The organism is Tenacibaculum pacificus (genome assembly GCF_027941775.1).
Taxonomy (GTDB): domain Bacteria; phylum Bacteroidota; class Bacteroidia; order Flavobacteriales; family Flavobacteriaceae; genus Polaribacter; species Polaribacter pacificus_A.
Genome location: NZ_CP115917.1, coordinates 1,034,276 through 1,051,354 on the forward strand (window position 1 = coordinate 1,034,276; position 17,079 = coordinate 1,051,354).

15 protein-coding genes and 2 pseudogenes are annotated in these 17,079 nt (G+C 29.2%); 6 read left to right on the forward strand and 11 right to left on the reverse strand.

Going from position 1 to position 17,079, the window contains the following annotated elements; translation table 11 throughout:
- Positions 1–56: 56 nt before the first annotated feature.
- Together PG913_RS04730 and PG913_RS04735 are read left to right on the forward strand one after the other, a co-directional pair.
- A complete protein-coding gene (locus PG913_RS04730) occupies positions 57–1,451 on the forward strand; it encodes an MATE family efflux transporter (RefSeq protein WP_271231850.1) in 1,395 nt (464 codons plus the stop codon).
- A gap of 21 nt (positions 1,452–1,472) precedes the next feature.
- Complete coding sequence (locus tag PG913_RS04735; protein WP_058885356.1) at positions 1,473–1,697, forward strand: hypothetical protein; 225 nt, start codon at positions 1,473–1,475, stop codon at positions 1,695–1,697.
- Positions 1,698–1,775: 78 nt separating this feature from the next.
- Here PG913_RS04735 and PG913_RS04740 read toward each other — a convergent pair whose 3' ends face one another.
- From PG913_RS04740 to PG913_RS04760, 5 genes and pseudogenes are all read right to left on the reverse strand, one after another.
- Positions 1,776–2,666 carry a Cif family virulence factor gene (locus PG913_RS04740; RefSeq protein WP_271231851.1) on the reverse strand — a complete coding sequence of 297 codons (891 nt, stop codon included), beginning with the start codon at positions 2,664–2,666 and terminating at the stop codon, positions 1,776–1,778.
- Between the two features lie 82 nt (positions 2,667–2,748).
- The gene (locus tag PG913_RS04745) at positions 2,749–3,294 is read right to left on the reverse strand and encodes a Crp/Fnr family transcriptional regulator (RefSeq protein WP_271232131.1); all 546 of its coding nucleotides are present in this window, start codon (positions 3,292–3,294) and stop codon (positions 2,749–2,751) included.
- 76 nt (positions 3,295–3,370) lie between these two features.
- The gene (locus PG913_RS04750; protein ID WP_271231852.1) at positions 3,371–3,664 is read right to left on the reverse strand and encodes a hypothetical protein; all 294 of its coding nucleotides are present in this window, start codon (positions 3,662–3,664) and stop codon (positions 3,371–3,373) included.
- 33 nt (positions 3,665–3,697) lie between these two features.
- Positions 3,698–3,916 (reverse strand): hypothetical protein, encoded by a 219-nt coding sequence (locus tag PG913_RS04755; RefSeq protein WP_271231853.1) that lies wholly within the window; start codon positions 3,914–3,916, stop codon positions 3,698–3,700.
- 473 nt (positions 3,917–4,389) lie between these two features.
- Positions 4,390–6,598 (reverse strand): annotated as a pseudogene (locus PG913_RS04760) (endonuclease MutS2).
- A 129-nt stretch (positions 6,599–6,727) separates the two neighbouring features.
- Between PG913_RS04760 and ung the strand changes: the two are divergent.
- Positions 6,728–7,396 carry a uracil-DNA glycosylase gene (gene ung / locus PG913_RS04765; RefSeq protein ID WP_271231854.1) on the forward strand — a complete coding sequence of 223 codons (669 nt, stop codon included), beginning with the start codon at positions 6,728–6,730 and terminating at the stop codon, positions 7,394–7,396.
- Here ung and PG913_RS04770 read toward each other — a convergent pair.
- The 6 genes and pseudogenes from PG913_RS04770 to PG913_RS04795 form a co-directional block, all read right to left on the reverse strand.
- The gene (locus tag PG913_RS04770; RefSeq protein ID WP_271231855.1) at positions 7,383–8,402 is read right to left on the reverse strand and encodes a glycosyltransferase family protein; all 1,020 of its coding nucleotides are present in this window, start codon (positions 8,400–8,402) and stop codon (positions 7,383–7,385) included. The two genes, ung and PG913_RS04770, sit on opposite strands and share 14 nt — an antisense overlap.
- 6 nt (positions 8,403–8,408) lie before the next feature.
- Positions 8,409–9,278 (reverse strand): UDP-2,3-diacylglucosamine diphosphatase, encoded by an 870-nt coding sequence (locus PG913_RS04775; protein ID WP_271231856.1) that lies wholly within the window; start codon positions 9,276–9,278, stop codon positions 8,409–8,411.
- Positions 9,279–9,460: 182 nt separating this feature from the next.
- Complete coding sequence (gene secA, locus PG913_RS04780; RefSeq protein ID WP_271231857.1) at positions 9,461–12,814, reverse strand: preprotein translocase subunit SecA; 3,354 nt, start codon at positions 12,812–12,814, stop codon at positions 9,461–9,463.
- Between the two features lie 128 nt (positions 12,815–12,942).
- The gene (locus PG913_RS04785) at positions 12,943–13,164 is read right to left on the reverse strand and encodes a DUF2795 domain-containing protein (RefSeq protein WP_271231858.1); all 222 of its coding nucleotides are present in this window, start codon (positions 13,162–13,164) and stop codon (positions 12,943–12,945) included.
- 95 nt (positions 13,165–13,259) lie between these two features.
- Positions 13,260–13,833, reverse strand: a pseudogene (locus PG913_RS04790) (cob(I)yrinic acid a,c-diamide adenosyltransferase).
- 15 nt (positions 13,834–13,848) lie between these two features.
- Complete coding sequence (locus tag PG913_RS04795) at positions 13,849–14,256, reverse strand: acyl-CoA thioesterase (protein ID WP_271231859.1); 408 nt, start codon at positions 14,254–14,256, stop codon at positions 13,849–13,851.
- A 174-nt stretch (positions 14,257–14,430) separates the two neighbouring features.
- Between PG913_RS04795 and dnaA the strand changes: the two genes are divergently transcribed.
- Genes dnaA through PG913_RS04810 form a run of 3 tightly spaced genes read left to right on the forward strand, consistent with a single transcriptional unit; the run spans position 14,431 to position 17,032 of the window.
- Positions 14,431–15,855: a chromosomal replication initiator protein DnaA gene (dnaA, locus tag PG913_RS04800; protein WP_271231860.1), complete on the forward strand. Its 1,425-nt coding sequence runs from the start codon at positions 14,431–14,433 to the stop codon at positions 15,853–15,855.
- Between the two features lie 13 nt (positions 15,856–15,868).
- Complete coding sequence (locus PG913_RS04805) at positions 15,869–16,324, forward strand: low molecular weight protein-tyrosine-phosphatase (protein WP_271231861.1); 456 nt, start codon at positions 15,869–15,871, stop codon at positions 16,322–16,324.
- On the forward strand, positions 16,325–17,032 hold the full coding sequence (locus PG913_RS04810; RefSeq protein WP_271231862.1) for an SAM-dependent methyltransferase: 708 nt from the start codon (positions 16,325–16,327) through the stop codon (positions 17,030–17,032). It abuts the gene before it with no gap.
- The last annotated feature ends 47 nt before the right edge of the window (positions 17,033–17,079 follow it).

Below are 17,079 nucleotides of genomic sequence, written 5' to 3' on the forward strand. Positions count from 1 at the left end.
GATAAAGACCTAGCGTATTAAAAAAGTTATCTTCGCATTTTGAAATAACATAAGGTTTGAATTTAAAACAATACACTTCAGAATTTAAATATAACTGGAAGCTTGCAGCGCCAGTAATGCTAGGAATGTTGGGGCATACGTTTGTCAGTTTTGTTGATAACATAATGGTAGGGCAATTAGGAACTGCTGAATTAGCAGCAGTTTCTTTAGGAAATAGTTTTATGTTTATAGCTATGTCTTTAGGGATCGGGTTTTCAACAGCAATTACACCTTTAATAGCAGAAGCAGATTCTTCTAATAATTTTAAACAAGCAAAATCTACTTTCAAACACGGTTTATTTTTATGTACCGTGATTGGAATTTTAATGTTTTTATTAGTTTTCTTTTCAAAACCATTAATGTATTTAATGAAACAACCGACTGAGGTTGTTAAGTTGGCAATTCCATATTTAGATTTAGTTGCTTTTTCATTAATACCGATGATTGTTTTTCAGGCATTTAAACAATTTAGTGATGGTTTATCAATGACACGTTATCCAATGTATGCTACTATTTTAGCGAATGTTTTAAATGTAATTTTAAATTATTTGTTCATTTTTGGTAAATTTGGTTTTCCAGAAATGGGAATTGTAGGTGCAGCATACGGAACATTATTTTCTCGATTTGTAATGGTTTTTCACCTTTGGTGGATGTTGACTCAAAAAGAACGTTCAAAAGAACTTGTAACAAACATTAAAATATTTGTACTTGATAAATTAATGCTTCGAAAAATAATTAATTTAGGTGCACCAAGTGCAATGCAAATGTTTTTTGAAGTAGGTATTTTTACATCAGCTGTTTGGTTAAGCGGATTATTAGGAAGAAATGCACAAGCAGCAAATCAAATTGCTTTAAATTTATCTTCTATGACATTTATGGTAGCCATGGGATTAAGCGTTGCATCTATGATTCGAGTAGGAAATCAAAAAGGATTAAAAAAGTTTGTAGACCTGCGAAGAATTGCTTTTTCTATCTTTTTATTAGGGATTATTTTAGCAATGGTATTTGGTACGCTTTTTTATCTATTTCATAAATCGTTACCAAATTTATATATAGATTTAAATGATGCTGAAAATTATGCAGATAATATGGAAGTTATGAAAATTGCTGCAAATTTATTACTTGCTGCCGCAGTTTTTCAAATATCAGATAGTATACAAGTTGTTGTTTTAGGAGCTTTAAGAGGTTTACAAGACGTTAAAATTCCAACAATAATTACTTTTATATCTTATTGGATGGTTGGTTTTCCAATCAGTTATTTTTTAGGAACAGAACAAACTTATGGAAGTTTTGGTATTTGGTTAGGATTGTTAGCAGGCTTAACTACGGCATCTATCTTATTATTTATTCGATTTAATAGATTAACATTAAAATTAATTAAAGAAAATCCCGAAATTATCGGGAACAAATAAAATATTAATACTACCTTTTTTATGGAATTACCTAAGTTTTTATTAGCAGATAATAGCAATCACCCAGAAGATGTTTTCGTATTACATACGGAGTATCCACGTTTTTTAATCAATTTAAAAGATGATGAAGTAGAGTGGTTTGAAGATTTATCAGGAGAAATGGAAGAAGATATAACAACAGAACTCGCCGATTTAATGGATAAAGCAGGAGAGTTTTATGATAAAGAAATGGAAGGATTAGAGTAATTTTATTTCTTTTTAAATTAAAAAAAGCACTAAGATATTTTAGTGCTTTTTTTCTTCAGATAAAATTTTAAAAAATAATTAATATTGTTTTAAAACTTTAAATTCATCATAAGTTAATAACCAAGTATTATTTGTTTTTTCCCATTTTTCTTGATATATTTTACCTTCTCCAATATTCATACTCCATTGTGATGATAAAAAGGCAGTATTATCTGTCGTTACTTTAAACGTAGGGTTGTGATATGTTAAATTTGTAGCTCCATCTTTAATTAATTTTTCCCAAAAACCTTGAATACCTTTTTTTCCATTAATAGAAGCAAATGGTATAGCGTTTAAATATGCATCTTTAGAATATCCATTAGCACAAATAGTTCCTTTTTGAGTGTTAAAGCCATTAGTCCATTCGATAGAAGCCTTAATTACATCTTCTAAAATTAGATGACTCGCAACAGGATTTGTTGTGTTTTCTTTAGGTGATTTAAACTGCTCTAGTACTTTAAAATCATCGTAAGTTAATATCCATTTTCCTGATTTTTTCTCCCATTTTTCTTGAAAAATAATACCATTTCCAATATTCATACTCCAATTTGCAGCTAAAAAGGCAGTTTTTTCGTCAACAATTTCAACACTTACGTTTGTATAAATTAAATTTGTAGCACCTGATTTTGCAAAAGGTATCCAAAATTCTGAAATTTCTGTAATTCCTTTTTTTATTCCAAAAGGTGCTACCTTCATTATTGCTTTTTCATCGTATCCTTTTACACAAGCTTCGGTATTTCCATTATTAAAATTAGCAATCCAATTTTTACTTGCTTCTAATACCTCTAAAGCTATTTTATGATGCGCAGTAGGTGTATGTTCTGTAAATGATTGTTTTATTTTAACTTCTTGTTTTTCAGTTTTTTGTTTACAAGAACTGAATCCTATTATTAATATTGTTACTACAATAATTGTCTTTATATTTTTCATTATATTTCAAATTTAATTTGATACAAAGAAAAGGCGATTAAATAAAAATAACCTGTGACTTTTGTCACAAGGCTAAATTATATCATAAAATTATGATTTCTTTTTGACCTAGATGAAGTCTATTGTTTTTTTCAAGCGTCTTTAATAATCGAGAGATTACTTCTCTTGTTGTACCTAATTCCCTAGCGAGTTCTTGATGTGATTTTCGAATAACAGCACCATCAGCTTTAGAAATGAGGTAATCAAATAATCTATCTTTAAGCGGTTGAAAAGCTAAATTTGAATACTGATTGATAAGATGATTGTAACTATATCTAAATGTATTTGTGGTAAAAACATTCCATGATTTATATTTAAAATTCCAATCTTTAACGAAACGGACAGGTATATTTAAAATAGTACAATCTTCTTCAATAATTGCGTTTACAGTACTATTACAATCTTCAAAACAAGCCGATAACGATAAAGTACAAGTTTCCATATCGCTTAAATAATAAATAAGAATTTCTCGTTCTTCATTTTCTTGAAAGACTCTTACTTTTCCTTTTAAAACAATTTTTAATACTTTTATATATTGATTTTTTTTAATAATAAAATCACCTTTTTTAAATGTACTGTTATAGTTGATTTTTCATGGAGTTCCTCTATAAGCTCTTTTTCTGTGATTTTAAGATGTTTTATAAGGTTATTTAGCATCATCTTTATTAAATCGTTAAAATATTTGTTCGTATTTCATCGTGAAACGATGCAAAACCAAAATGACAAGGTGATTTTGTTGGAAGTTTTTTAAATTCTTCTTGCTGAACAACGAGCTTAATAATATCTTTAATGATGTAATAAAAAGCTAAAATTATCTGCTCATAATCATCGCCAATTTCTTCTAAACTTTTATCAATATCTTCATCAAAATAAGTTTTAAAAAAATCATCATTATCTATGGCTGAATTATTCATGATACAACCATCCTTAAAAGCTGTTGCAAAATTATTGTCAGGCATAAAATCGACTTCAATATCATTATCGTATTCATTTCAGCAAATATCAATCACGCCAATTGTATCAATATTATTTCTTTGGAGCTTCTCTAAAGTTGTTTTTCTGAAAAAATCGGTAAGACTTTTAAAGCATTTATTGGCTTCTTTTTCCCAGTCAACTTTGTTTAAAATCAATTTATTGTTTTCTTTTTCAAGACCTTTTATAACATTTTCTGTAATGTTTTTGTAAAATGTATCGGTAAGTGTTTTTTTCATTTTTAATATTTTTTAGTCACTTTTTTTGATTTAACTAAATGTTTTAAGCAAATATAATTCCATAAAAATAATAGTACGGCTGCTGGTATCGAAAATATAATAGCAGCTATAAAAATAAATGTAGCTCCTTTTAATATTGCTGAAATTATAGTATCTGTTGATAATTTTAATGATATAGCTACACATATACAGCTAAACAATAAGTTGATTAAATACATGCAGATACAAACTAAACTTATTTTTAGTTTAGTTTGTAATGTAGTTTTTCGAAATATTTGAATATAGCCATACGAATGAATGAGTATAGCAAAAAGGGTAATTATTATATGATATATAAATGGAATTTTACCTAAATAAATTAATATTGATATATTTCCTATCACTATATTTAAAAATAGATAACTAATATATAACGTTAAATTATTTTTGATAATACTCCAATTAAGTATCATAGTTAAATATAAGTTATAGAATTATTTTTTTGCTCGTTCAACCAATTCTAATTGTTCTAATTTTGCTTTGGTCGTAAAAATTCCATAATTTATAAAAACGGTTCTTTTTTCAATTTTATCAATAGTACCTACTGAATTCCCATCAATTAAACGCACACGATCATTTATTTTATAAACGTAAGCAGCTTTTTCAAGGGCTATTTTTTTAGCTTCTTCTTTTTTCTCTTCTCTAATTTTTATAACTTTTTGAAGCACTTCTTTTTCTGTTTTTTTAATAGCTTCTTTTTGTTTTTGATTTGTAATTAAATCTTGTTTCTTTTCAGTTTTTGATAGCTTTTTAAGTGGTGCTTTTTTGATGCGTTTCGTATTTTCGATAGCAACCCATTTAAAAAATTCGGTTGATAATTCTTTTTTATTATTGGTTTGAAAATACTTGTTTAACAGCTCGTTAGTTTTTCTTCCTAAAGAAAGCATTCGCTGATTATTATCGTATAATTCTTGAAAACCAGAAAGTTTACTTTGTATTTTTTCTTCTTTTTCCTGTAAACTATCAATATGTTCTTGTCCTTTCGATTTTTGTTTTACTAAGCTATCAGAAGTTTTTTGCAAACGGTTTCGTTCTTTCTGAAGATTAGAAATCGTTTTATCTAAACGGATTTTTTCAGTTTCAACTCTTTTTTTAGCTCTGTTAATAATGCTATATGGAATTCCATTTTTTTGCGCTACTTCAAAAGTAAACGAACTACCTGCTTGCCCGATAAATAATTTATACAACGGCTCTAAAGTACGTTCATCAAACTGCATATTTGCATTGGTTACATTATCTAATTCGTTGGCTAAAACCTTTAAATTTGCATAATGTGTAGTGATAATTCCAAAGGCTTTTCGTTCATAAAACTCTTCTAAGAAAATTTCAGCTAAAGCTCCACCTAATTCAGGATCAGAACCTGTTCCAAATTCATCAATTAAAAATAGGGTGTTATCGTTACATTTTCTTAAAAATGAACGCAATGTTTTTTAAGCGATAACTATAAGTACTCAATTGGTTTTCTATGGATTGATTATCTCCAATATCAGTTAAAATAGTATTGAATAAAGTCGTTTCACTACGCTCATGCACAGGAATTAATAAACCACTTTGAAGCATTAATTGTAATAAACCAATAGTTTTTAAAGTGATACTTTTTCCACCTGCATTTGGTCCTGAAATAACAATTATTTGTTGTTTTTCATCTAATCGAATGGTTTGCGGAAAGGTTTCTTTATTTAAGTCTTTATTTTTTTTCCATAAAACAGGATGAAAAGCATCTTTAAAAAACACCTTTTTTTCTTTGCTTATTTTAGGTAATAATCCGTTGATACTTTTTGCATATTTTGCTTTTGCAGCTACAGCATCTAAATGTGTTAAAAACACCAAATATTCTTCTAATAAAGGTGTGTAAGGATGAATTTTACTAGCTAAAGCTCTTAGTATTTTAACAACTTCTTGTTTCTCTTCGTAAATTAAGTTTTGTAATTCACGGCTATATGCTAAGGTTGCTTGAGGTGCTATATATACAATTGCTCCAGTTTTTGAAGAACCTAATAAGCTTCCTTTTACTTTACGTCGATGCATTGCACTAACGGCTAAAACACGTTGATTATCAATAACTGTTTCTTTAATATCATCTAAATAACCGCTTGATATATTTCTTGTTAAAGCGTGAGAAAAACTTTCAGATATTTTCCCGCGAATGTTATTGATATCTTTTCTGATTTGTTTTAAAACAGGCGATGCATTGTCTGAAACAGTACCGTGAGCAGTAATTATTTCTTTAATACTGTCTGAAACAAACGATGTAAATTGTATTTTATCGCTTAAAGAAAATAAAGTAGGGTAGTAGGTTTGGAATTTTTTCAAGAACTTTTTTTGTTCATTGACTGTTTCCGTAACTGTAGCAACTCTTAAAAAAGCTTCTGTTTCTAAAAAACTGTTTTCTATGGCTAACCGCTTTGTTTCTTCGGTGATATCTTCAAAAAAATGATTAGGAAGTCTGTTTTCATTCTCAAAAGAAGAAAGATATTCGTTCACTAAATTTAATTCGAAAAATAATTTTATTTTATTAGAAATAGGCTGAACTTCCAGCGTTTTTTCCTTTCCTAAATTGGTAATGCAATGCGCTGCAACTTGTTCTAAAACTGTTGTGAATTCTAAATCTTGAAGCGTCTTATCTGAAATATTGTTAGTCAAAAAAAAAGTTTTTATGTAGACAACAAATTTATAAATTCTTTTCGTTTGGTTTTAGAAATGATACTTCTTTTTTTTGAATTTAAAAAAGTGTAAAAGTGTATCTTTGAATTCTGATAAAAGAGATAAAATATGATGGAAGAATTAATGATGAATAATAGTTGGAAAAGTATTTTAAAGCCAGAATTAGAAAAAACATATTTTAAAGAATTATCTAATTTTGTTAATGAAGAATTTAATATAAATACTTGTTTTCCTAAAAAAGAAAATATTTTTTCAGCATTTGATTATTGTTCTTTTGATGATTTAAAAGTCGTTATTATCGGTCAAGACCCGTATCATGGTGCAGGGCAGGGAAACGGTTTGTCTTTTTCGGTAAACGATGGAATAAAACATCCGCCATCATTAGTAAATATTTTTAAAGAAATTGAAACAGATTTGCAAATTTCATATCCTGTTTCTGGCGATTTATCTCGTTGGGCAAAGCAAGGTGTTTTATTATTAAATGCGACTTTAACAGTTAGAGAAGGTGAAGCAGGAAGTCATCAAAAACAAGGTTGGGAAGAGTTTACTGATGCTGTTATTCAAAAAATATCCGAAGAAAAAAAGGATGTTGTGTTTTTACTTTGGGGTAAATTTGCCGAAAAAAAAGGAAGTATTATCGATATTCAAAAACATACTATTTTTAAAGCTCCGCATCCATCTCCGTTAGGTGCTTGGCGAGGTTGGTTTGGTAGTAAACACTTTTCAAAAACAAATGAATTTTTGAAAAGTGAAAACTTACAAATTATCCAATGGTAGCTACCGTTGGTAAAGTTGTTTGATTATAATATGGTGAAATAATAGCATCTAAAATATCTTCAGTTATATCAGGGTAGTCAACCTTAATTTCTTGTTTAGTATCTACCCAAGTAATGATTTTTGAAAGTTGTTTTTTGTTAAAAGTTTTTAAAACAGGTATGCCCATTTTTTTTAAAGAAAGTGCATTACATTGTTGTTCATATTGGTTTTTCATAGGAATTACCAATAGTTTTTTTTGAAGGAATAGAGCTTCGGCAGGTGTTTCAAAGCCCGCACCACACATAACTCCTTTACTAGAACTAATACTTTTGATAAAACTATCACCGTTTATTGGCTTGATTATAATATTATTTTTTATGATATTTGTTTTAGTGTGTTTTGAGAATACTTCCCACTTAATGTTTTCAATTTTAGATAATATTTTAATTATTTTTTTATCACCATAAGCGGGTAAGTAAACAGTATAATGACCTTTGTTAATAATAGGTGTATTTCTTATCTTTTTACGAATAATTGGCGTCGAAATATCAGAAGAGTAAGCTTTAAAATGAAAACCAAATTTCTTTTTTATTGGGGCGTAGTATCTTAAAATTAAGCGTTCAAAACGAAATGTGCCATGTTTTGGTGCATTTTTGTCTAAAACAGCACTTTGATGACTCAATGATACGATGTTACTTTTTTTTATTTTTGCAGCCCAAGAGGTAACTGGTTCAAAATCATTGATAATTAAATCGTACTCTTCTAAAGGAACTGATTTAATTTCTTTGAATAAATTTTTAAGCTTTGCTTTTTTTATGGTTTGCCAAATATCAATTCCTCCTTTTTTTCCAAAGATAAAACTTAGTCCGTAATATTTATATTTTACATCAAAAGGAAGTGCTAATTCACATTGATATCCACTAATTAAAACATCAACATCTGCTCTTTGTTTTAAGTAAGGTATAATTTCAATAGCTCTACTAGCGTGTCCATTTCCTGTGCCTTGAAAAGCATATAATATTTTCATAGAGTTTTAGTTTTTAATATTAAATTCGTGTAAAAGATCTTTAAAAAGCTCGCTGTTGCTACTTTCTGCAGCTACAAACTCTTCATTGTCTTCGTTTACTTCTCTGTTTATTTTTTTAGCTATTTCATCTTTTTCGTATTCATATAATGACCACGTTTTATTAGTATATTCTAAGGCTGTTAAGTTTTCAACCCAATCACCAGAGTTTAAATAGGTAGTTGATCCGTCTTCATTTTCAATCAATTTCATTTCAGGTTGATGTATATGTCCACATACAACATAATCATAGCCGTTAGAAATAGCAATATCAGAAGCTGTAGTTTCAAAATTATTGATAAATTTTACAGCACCTTTAACACTATTTTTTATCTTTTTAGAGAAAGATAATTTTCCGTAACCTAGTTTTTGACTAAACCAGTTCACAGCAATATTTATCAGAATTAATGTATCGTAACCAATGCTACCAAGTTTAGCTAGCCATTTAGAGTGTTGCATGGTAACATCAAAAACATCACCATGAAAAAACCAGCCTTTTTTGCCGTCTATATTTAGTATTACTTTATTTACAATTTCAAAATTACCAAGACTAAAGCCTTTGAATTTACGAAGCATTTCATCATGATTACCTGTTATATAGTAAACTTTGGTATCCGAAGTTATATAAGACATCAGTTGCTTTATTATTTTCATATGAGATTTAGGAAAATAACTTTTCTTAAATTGCCAAATGTCAATAATATCACCATTTAAAATTAAAATTTTTGGTTCTACAGATTTTAAATAACTATGAAGTTCTTTAGCTTTACATCCATAAGTACCTAAGTGAATATCAGAAATAACAACAATATCTAATTTTCGTTTCTTATTTTTTTTCATTTTAAAAAGTATACTAATATTGTATTTGTACAAATATACTTTTCAAATGTATTTTAAAGTTAATTTAATTGTGAAGTGTTGGTAATCAATTTTTTAAGTAAATGTAAAGTTTGTGTTTTTTTAATGTAAAAAGCTCGGTTAAAACCGAGCTTTTTATAAAGTAATTTATTTAAAAAAGGTGTTTATTTTTGATAAACAACCCATTTTCCTGATTCTAATAAAGGAATTGCTTGTTTGTATTTTAATTCTTTTTCTTCGCCAGACATTACATTTTTGATAGTCACTTTTTCGTTACGACCAACCTTTGGTTCTTCACGAACAATAGTTTCAACAACTTGCTGCTCTTGAGTTTGCTGATTACGAGCATTACTCATTGCTTGTTGAGAAGAATTTTGAACCTCGTCTTTACGAGTATCTAAATGCTGAATTTCTTGGTGTTCAGGAGCTTCAGATACTTGATCAACATCTTGACTAGGTAAATGTCCTTTAAATAAGAAAGATAAAACTTCTTTATTAATTACATCAACAGTAGCTTGAAATAATTCAAAAGCTTCAAATTTGTAAACTAATAAAGGATCTTTTTGTTCGTAAGTTGCATTTTGAACGGTTTGTTTTAACTCGTCCATTTTACGTAAATGATCTTTCCAGTTTTCATCAATAATAGATAAAGTAATGTTTTTTTCAAAATCGTTTACTAATGACCTTCCTTCAGATTCGTATGCTTCTTTTAAATTAGTAACAACTTGTAATGTTTTAGCACCATCAGTAAAAGGAACAATTATACGTTCATATCTATCTCCTTCTGTTTCAAAAACATTTTTAATTACAGGGAAAGCAGTATGTGCGTGTCTTTCTGTATCATTTTTATAATGAGCAGAGACAATAACGTATAATTTATCTGTTAATTCTTCTTCTGTGAATTTTTTAAATTCTTCTTCAGAAAAAGGAGAAGTCATTGCTGAAAAACGAATTAATTCAAACTCAAAGTTTTTATAATTATTACTCGCTTTATTTTGCTTTACAATTGAATTACAAGTATCATAAATCATATTTGCAATGTCAATTTGTAAACGCTGACCATCTAATGCATGACGACGACGTTTGTAAATAAACTCACGTTGTGCATTCATAATATCATCATATTCTAATAAACGCTTACGAATACCAAAATTATTTTCTTCAACTTTCTTTTGCGCTCTTTCAATAGATTTTGAAATCATAGAATGCTGAATTACTTCACCTTCTTTTAATCCCATTCTGTCCATCATTTTGGCAATTCTGTCAGAACCAAATAAACGCATTAAGTTGTCATCTAAAGCAACATAAAATTGTGTTGAACCAACATCTCCCTGACGACCCGCACGACCACGTAACTGACGGTCAACACGACGAGAATCATGACGTTCTGTACCAACAATTGCCAAACCACCAGAATCTTTTACTTCTTTTGATAATTTAATATCCGTACCACGACCCGCCATGTTTGTAGCAATCGTTACTATTCCTGCCTTACCAGCTTCGGCAACTACATCGGCTTCACGTTTGTGTAATTTTGCGTTTAATATATTATGAGGAATTTTACGCATTTGTAACATTCTTCCTAATAATTCTGATATTTCTACAGATGTTGTTCCAATAAGTACTGGACGACCTGCATTAGATAATTTTACAACATCTTCAATAACGGCGTTGTATTTTTCACGAGTAGTTTTGTAAACTAAATCTTCTTTATCATCTCTTTGGATAGGTCTGTTTGTTGGAATTTCAACAACATCTAATTTATAAATTTCCCAAAATTCTCCAGATTCTGTAATTGCAGTACCTGTCATCCCAGATAATTTGCGATACATTCTAAAGTAATTCTGTAAAGTAACCGTTGCAAATGTTTGCGTAGCATCTTCAATATTTACGTTTTCTTTTGCTTCTAGTGCTTGGTGTAACCCATCAGAATAACGACGACCGTCCATAATACGCCCTGTTTGCTCATCAACAATCATCACTTTGTTGTCCATAACCACATATTCAACATCTTTTTCAAAAACAGTATATGCTTTTAAAAGTTGATTCATAGTATGAATACGTTCGCTTTTTACACTAAAATCACGATATAGTTCTTCTTTTTTATTTGCTTTATCTTCAGCAGAATCTTGGCTATTGTCTATTTGACCAACAATAACACTAATATCTGGTAAAACGAAAAAGGTATTATTTTGTGTTTTTTCTGATAAAAGATTAATTCCTTTATCAGTTAAATCAATTTGATTATTTTTTTCTTCAACAGTAAACCACAATTCGTTATCTACCTCAGGCATTAACTTATTATTGTCTTGCATATAAAAGTTTTCTGTTTTTTGAAGAATTTGTTTAATTCCTTCAGTAGATAAAAACTTAATTAATGCTTTGTTTTTAGGAAGACCTCTGTAAACTCTAAATAATAAGAAACCACCTTCTTTTTCGTCACCAGCTTTTAATAACTTTTTAGCTTCAGCTAAAACTCCTACTAAATATTTATTTTGTAAAGAAACTAAATCAGCAACCAAAGGTTTTAATTCGTTAAACTCATGACGATCTCCTTGTGCTACAGGACCAGAAATAATTAAAGGCGTACGAGCATCATCAATTAAAACAGAATCTACTTCATCAATAATAGCATAGTTAGGTGCTCTTTGAACTAAATCATCTTTTGAAGAAGCCATGTTATCACGTAAATAATCGAAACCAAATTCATTATTCGTTCCGTATGTAATATCTGCATTATAGGCATTTCTACGTTCTTCTGAATTTGGCTGATGAAAATCAACACAATCCGTAGATAATCCGTGGAATTCAAAAATTGGAGCCATCCAAGCTCTATCACGTTTTGCTAAGTAATCATTTACCGTAACAACGTGTACACCGTTACCAGTTAAGGCATTTAAATAAACGGGTAGGGTAGATACTAAAGTTTTACCTTCACCAGTCATCATTTCGGCAATTTTACCTTGATGTAAAACAGAACCACCAATTAATTGTACATCATAATGCACCATGTCCCAAAGAACTTCTTTACCAGCAGCATCCCAAGAACTTGCCCAGTAAGCTTTTTCATCTTCTAAAGTAATATGTGCTCTTGTTGCTGATAATTCTCTATCAAAAGTAGAAGCGGTAACTTCTACAGCATCATTTTCAGTAAAACGTTTTGCAGTTTCTTTAACTAAAGCAAAAGCTTCAGGCATAATTTCTAATAAAACAGCTTCCGATTTTTCGTAAGCTTCGTCTTTTAACTTATCAATTTGAGTATATATTTCTTCTTGACGGTCAATGTCAGCAGTTAAAGCTTCTGTTTCTAAAGTAGCGATTGTATCTGTAAAAGATTTTGTTGCTTCTTTAATTTTTGATTTAAATTCGATAGTCTTTGTTCGCAACCCATCATTGGATAAACTATTGAATGATTTTTCAAAGTATTGTACTTTCTCAACAATTGGTTGTAGAGACTTTAGATCTTTTTGTTGTTTATCACCAACAAAAATTTTTAGAATCGAATTTAAAACGCTCATTTGTAAAATATTGTTTTTATAGCTCGTTAACTTTTATGTTAATTTGGCTTATTATATGGTTTATGATTAAAAGCTTAAAAGTAAGCAAAAAAAAAGTCTCTATTACAGAGACTTTTTTGGTTGTATTCTTAGTATTCCTCTTCGTTCCAAAGATAATCTTCTTCAGTCGGATAATCAGGCCAAATTTCGACTATCGAATCGTATGAATCACCTTCATCTTCAATGTCTTGTAAGTTTTCAACTACTTCTAAAGGCGCACCGGTACGGATAGCGTAATCGATTAATTCGTCTTTAGTTGCAGGCCAAGGTGCATCTGCTAGGTATGATGCTAGTTCAAGTGTCCAATACATTTTTTATCTGTTTAAGTGAGATTGTCGCAAAAATAATTTTTTTTTATAAAAAGTCAAGTGTTTTTTTTAAAATGTTAAATTGATAAAAAACGTTGTTATAGTTTTTCAGGAATCCATTTTATTTCTTCTACTTTCAAGTCTTTGGACAATTTTCGTGCCAGTACAAAAAGATAGTCAGAAAGTCGGTTTAAATACATTAAAACAGTATTATTAACGGCTTCTTCTTCATTTAAAGCTACAGATAAACGTTCAGCTCTACGGCATACACAGCGAGCTATGTGACAAAATGACACTATTTCACTGTCCGCCAGGTAAAATGAAATGAGTCATTTGCGGTAAACTCTCATTCATTAAATCAATATTATCTTCTAAAAATTGAATAGAAGTGTCAGTTATTTTATGAATATTTAAGCGCTCTTTACCACTTTTTAGGGTTTCTTTTTCAGGAGGAGTGGCAAGCATTGCTCCTAAAATAAATAAGTCGCTTTGAATTTTAAGTAATGTTTTGTTTAAAGATCCTTCCGTATTTTTATCTTTTATTAATCCGATATATGAATTTAATTCATCTACAGTACCGTAACTTTCAATACGTAAATGATGTTTAGGTACACGTGTTCCTCCAAATAATGCTGTAGTTCCTTTGTCACCAGTTTTAGTATATATTTTCATTAATCGTTGAGGTTTTTATTTATTTTGTAAATTTAGTTTTTCTAAAATATAATCAGGACAGCGCATTGGCTTTTTTGTTTTCATATTGATAAAAACCAAGACCGTATTTCCTGTACAAATTAATTGCTGGTCTTGATTGGTAATTTCGTAATCGAATTCAATTTTAACAGAAGGTGTTTTTTTTACGCTTGTTGTAATAGTTAATTCATCGTCATATAGTGCCGATTTTTTAAAATCACAGGATAACGATATTACAGGTAGCATAACGCCATCTTCTTCCATAAATTTATAAGTAACACCTGAACAACGTAATAGTTCTGTACGACCTATTTCGAAATATTGCGCATAATTACCGTAATATACAACACCCATTTGATCTGTTTCAGCATAACGAACACGAACTGTAGTTTTGTTTTTTTGCAAAGTATATCTTGTTTTAAATTTTTACGAACGTTACGTATAAAATAATTAAGAACCAATAGGGTAACGATTTTTTTATGCTGAATTTTATTCACATTTTTGTGCTCTTGTACAATAACCACCTTCAGTTCCCCAAAAAAATAATGAAATTAACACCTAAAATAGTATTTAATTTAAATGATTAAAACTGCTGATTCAGTTTGGAATGAATGTTTATCTTTTATAAAAGATAATATTAAACACCAAGCGTATAAAACTTGGTTTGAGCCAATTAAGCCCGTTAAATTAGCTGAAGAAGCTCTTACAGTTCAAGTGCCAAGTAAATTTTTTTACGAATGGTTAGAAGAGCATTATATTAAACTATTAAGAGTTGCTTTAGTTAAAGAATTGGGTGCTGATGCTAGGTTAATTTATGATGTACGTTTAGAAAATACGTATAGTAGTAATAGTCCTCAAATAGTTAAAATACCGAGTTCAAATCGTAAACCTTTAAAAACACAAAAAAAAGCAGCTCCTTTAGAATCTAAAAGAGAATTGAAGAATCCTTTTGTAATACCTGGTTTACAAAAAGTTAAAATAGAATCTCAATTAAATCCGAATTATAATTTTATTAATTATATCGAAGGTGATGCTAATCGATTAGCGAGGTCAGCAGGTATGGCGGTAGCAAATAAACCTGGAGGAACTTCTTTTAATCCATTGTTGGTATATGGGCCAGTTGGTTTAGGTAAAACACATTTAGTACAAGCAATTGGTGTAGAAGTAAAAGAAAAATATCCTGATAAAACAGTTTTATATATATCTTCAGAAAAATTTACTCAACAATTTATTGATTCTGTAAAGTCGAACACTAGAAATGATTTTATCCATTTTTATGAAATGGTTGATGTACTAATTATTGATGATATTCAGTTTTTGTCTGGTAAAACAGGTACGCAAGAAGTATTTTTTCATATCTTTAATCATTTGCATCAAAATGGTAAACAAGTAATTTTAACATCAGATAAAGCTCCTGTAGATATGCAGGACATAGAATTACGTTTATTATCTCGTTTCAAATGGGGATTGTCAGCCGAATTACAGCCTCCATCTTTTGAAACTCGCGTTTCTATACTTCATAATAAATTATATCAAGATGGCGTTGAAATGTCAGAAGATGTTATTGAATATATTGCAAAGAATGTAAAAGCAAATGTTCGTGAATTAGAAGGTGTTATTATTTCGATGATTGCACAAGCATCTTTTAATAGAAGAGAATTTACTGTCGGATTAGCTAGAGAAATTGTTGATAAATTTGTTAAAAGTACTAAACGAGAAATTTCGATTGATTATATTCAAAAAGTAGTCGCTAAATATTTTGATATGGATGTCGCTACTTTACAATCTAAAACACGTAAAAGACATATTGTTCAAGCACGTCAGTTAGCTATGTTTTTTGCTAAGCGTTTAACTAAATTATCATTAGCAAGTATCGGGAGTCAAATTGGTAAAAGAGATCATGCAACGGTATTACATGCCTGTAAAACTGTTGATAATTTAACAGACACAGATAAGCAATTTAAAAAATACGTAGAAGATTTAACTAAGAAATTAACATTTTAAACTAAACTAATTCATGAAAAAAATTTTAATGGTTTGTTTGGGAAATATTTGTCGTTCGCCATTAGCTGAAGGTATTTTACGATCAAAATTAACAAGTGATTCTTTTAAAATTGATTCGGCAGGAACAGCAGGACATCATGTTGGTGAATTACCTGATAAAAGGTCTGTTGAGGTTGCTCATAAATATGGAATTGATATTACAAAGCAACGTTCAAGACAATTTAAAAAAGCTGATTTTAAAGAATTTGATGTAATTTATGCCATGGATCAGCAAAATTATGACAATATTATTTCAATGACAATCAATCAAGATGATATTCAGAAAGTGAAAATGATTTTGAATGAATTGCAACCTGATGCAAATAAGAATGTCCCTGATCCGTATTATGGAGGAAATCAAGGATTTGAAAATGTATATAAAATGTTAGACGAAGCATGTTTAATTATCGCTTCAAAATTAAAAAACTAGATGAAAGGTAAATTATATTTAATACCAACAACATTAGGAGATACTGAACCTTTGGAGGTAATGCCTCTTTCTGTTAAAAAAGTAATAGAACATCTTGATTTTTTTATCGTAGAAAATGAAAAATCAGCAAGAGCTTTTATTAAAAAAATTACGCCTAATAAATCGCAACCTTCTTTAGAGTTGTTATTGTTAGATAAATATTCAAATGATATTGAAATACAAAATTATTTAGATGTTTGTGATAAAGGTATTTCAATAGGATTATTATCAGATGCAGGAGTTCCTGCTGTTGCAGATCCTGGTGCAAGTATTGTAAAATTAGCGCACGAAAAAGGAGTTCAAGTAGTACCTTTAGTAGGTCCTTCTTCTATTTTAATGGCGATGATGGGGTCTGGAATGAATGGGCAGAGTTTTGCTTTTAATGGTTATTTACCTATTGATAAATCAGATAGAAAAAGAGCTATTAAAGATTTAGAAAAATTATCAAGAGATAAAAATCAATCTCAAATTTTTATAGAAACTCCTTATAGGAATGAAAAAATGTTAGATGATTTACGTGCCGTTTTATCAGCAGATACAAGAGTTTGTGTAGCTTGTGATATTACACTTCCTTCAGAATATATAAAAACATTTACTATTAAAGAATGGAAAAATATAAAAACGGACTTACATAAGCGTCCAACTATTTTTATATTACATAAATCATAATAAAAAAAAGAGCTCTTAATTAAGAGCTCTTTTTTTTATTATGATTT

Coding starts and splice junctions, on each gene's coding strand:
- PG913_RS04735 (WP_058885356.1), top strand. CDS start 1,473: ATGGAATTACCTAAGTTTTTATTAGCAGATAATAGCAATCACCCAGAA.
- PG913_RS04740 (WP_271231851.1), bottom strand. CDS start 2,666: ATGAAAAATATAAAGACAATTATTGTAGTAACAATATTAATAATAGGA.
- PG913_RS04750 (WP_271231852.1), bottom strand. CDS start 3,664: ATGCCTGACAATAATTTTGCAACAGCTTTTAAGGATGGTTGTATCATG.
- PG913_RS04755 (WP_271231853.1), bottom strand. CDS start 3,916: ATGAAAAAAACACTTACCGATACATTTTACAAAAACATTACAGAAAAT.
- ung (WP_271231854.1), top strand. CDS start 6,728: ATGATGGAAGAATTAATGATGAATAATAGTTGGAAAAGTATTTTAAAG.
- PG913_RS04770 (WP_271231855.1), bottom strand. CDS start 8,402: ATGAAAATATTATATGCTTTTCAAGGCACAGGAAATGGACACGCTAGT.
- PG913_RS04775 (WP_271231856.1), bottom strand. CDS start 9,278: ATGAAAAAAAATAAGAAACGAAAATTAGATATTGTTGTTATTTCTGAT.
- secA (WP_271231857.1), bottom strand. CDS start 12,814: ATGAGCGTTTTAAATTCGATTCTAAAAATTTTTGTTGGTGATAAACAA.
- PG913_RS04785 (WP_271231858.1), bottom strand. CDS start 13,164: ATGTATTGGACACTTGAACTAGCATCATACCTAGCAGATGCACCTTGG.
- dnaA (WP_271231860.1), top strand. CDS start 14,431: ATGATTAAAACTGCTGATTCAGTTTGGAATGAATGTTTATCTTTTATA.
- PG913_RS04805 (WP_271231861.1), top strand. CDS start 15,869: ATGAAAAAAATTTTAATGGTTTGTTTGGGAAATATTTGTCGTTCGCCA.
- PG913_RS04810 (WP_271231862.1), top strand. CDS start 16,325: ATGAAAGGTAAATTATATTTAATACCAACAACATTAGGAGATACTGAA.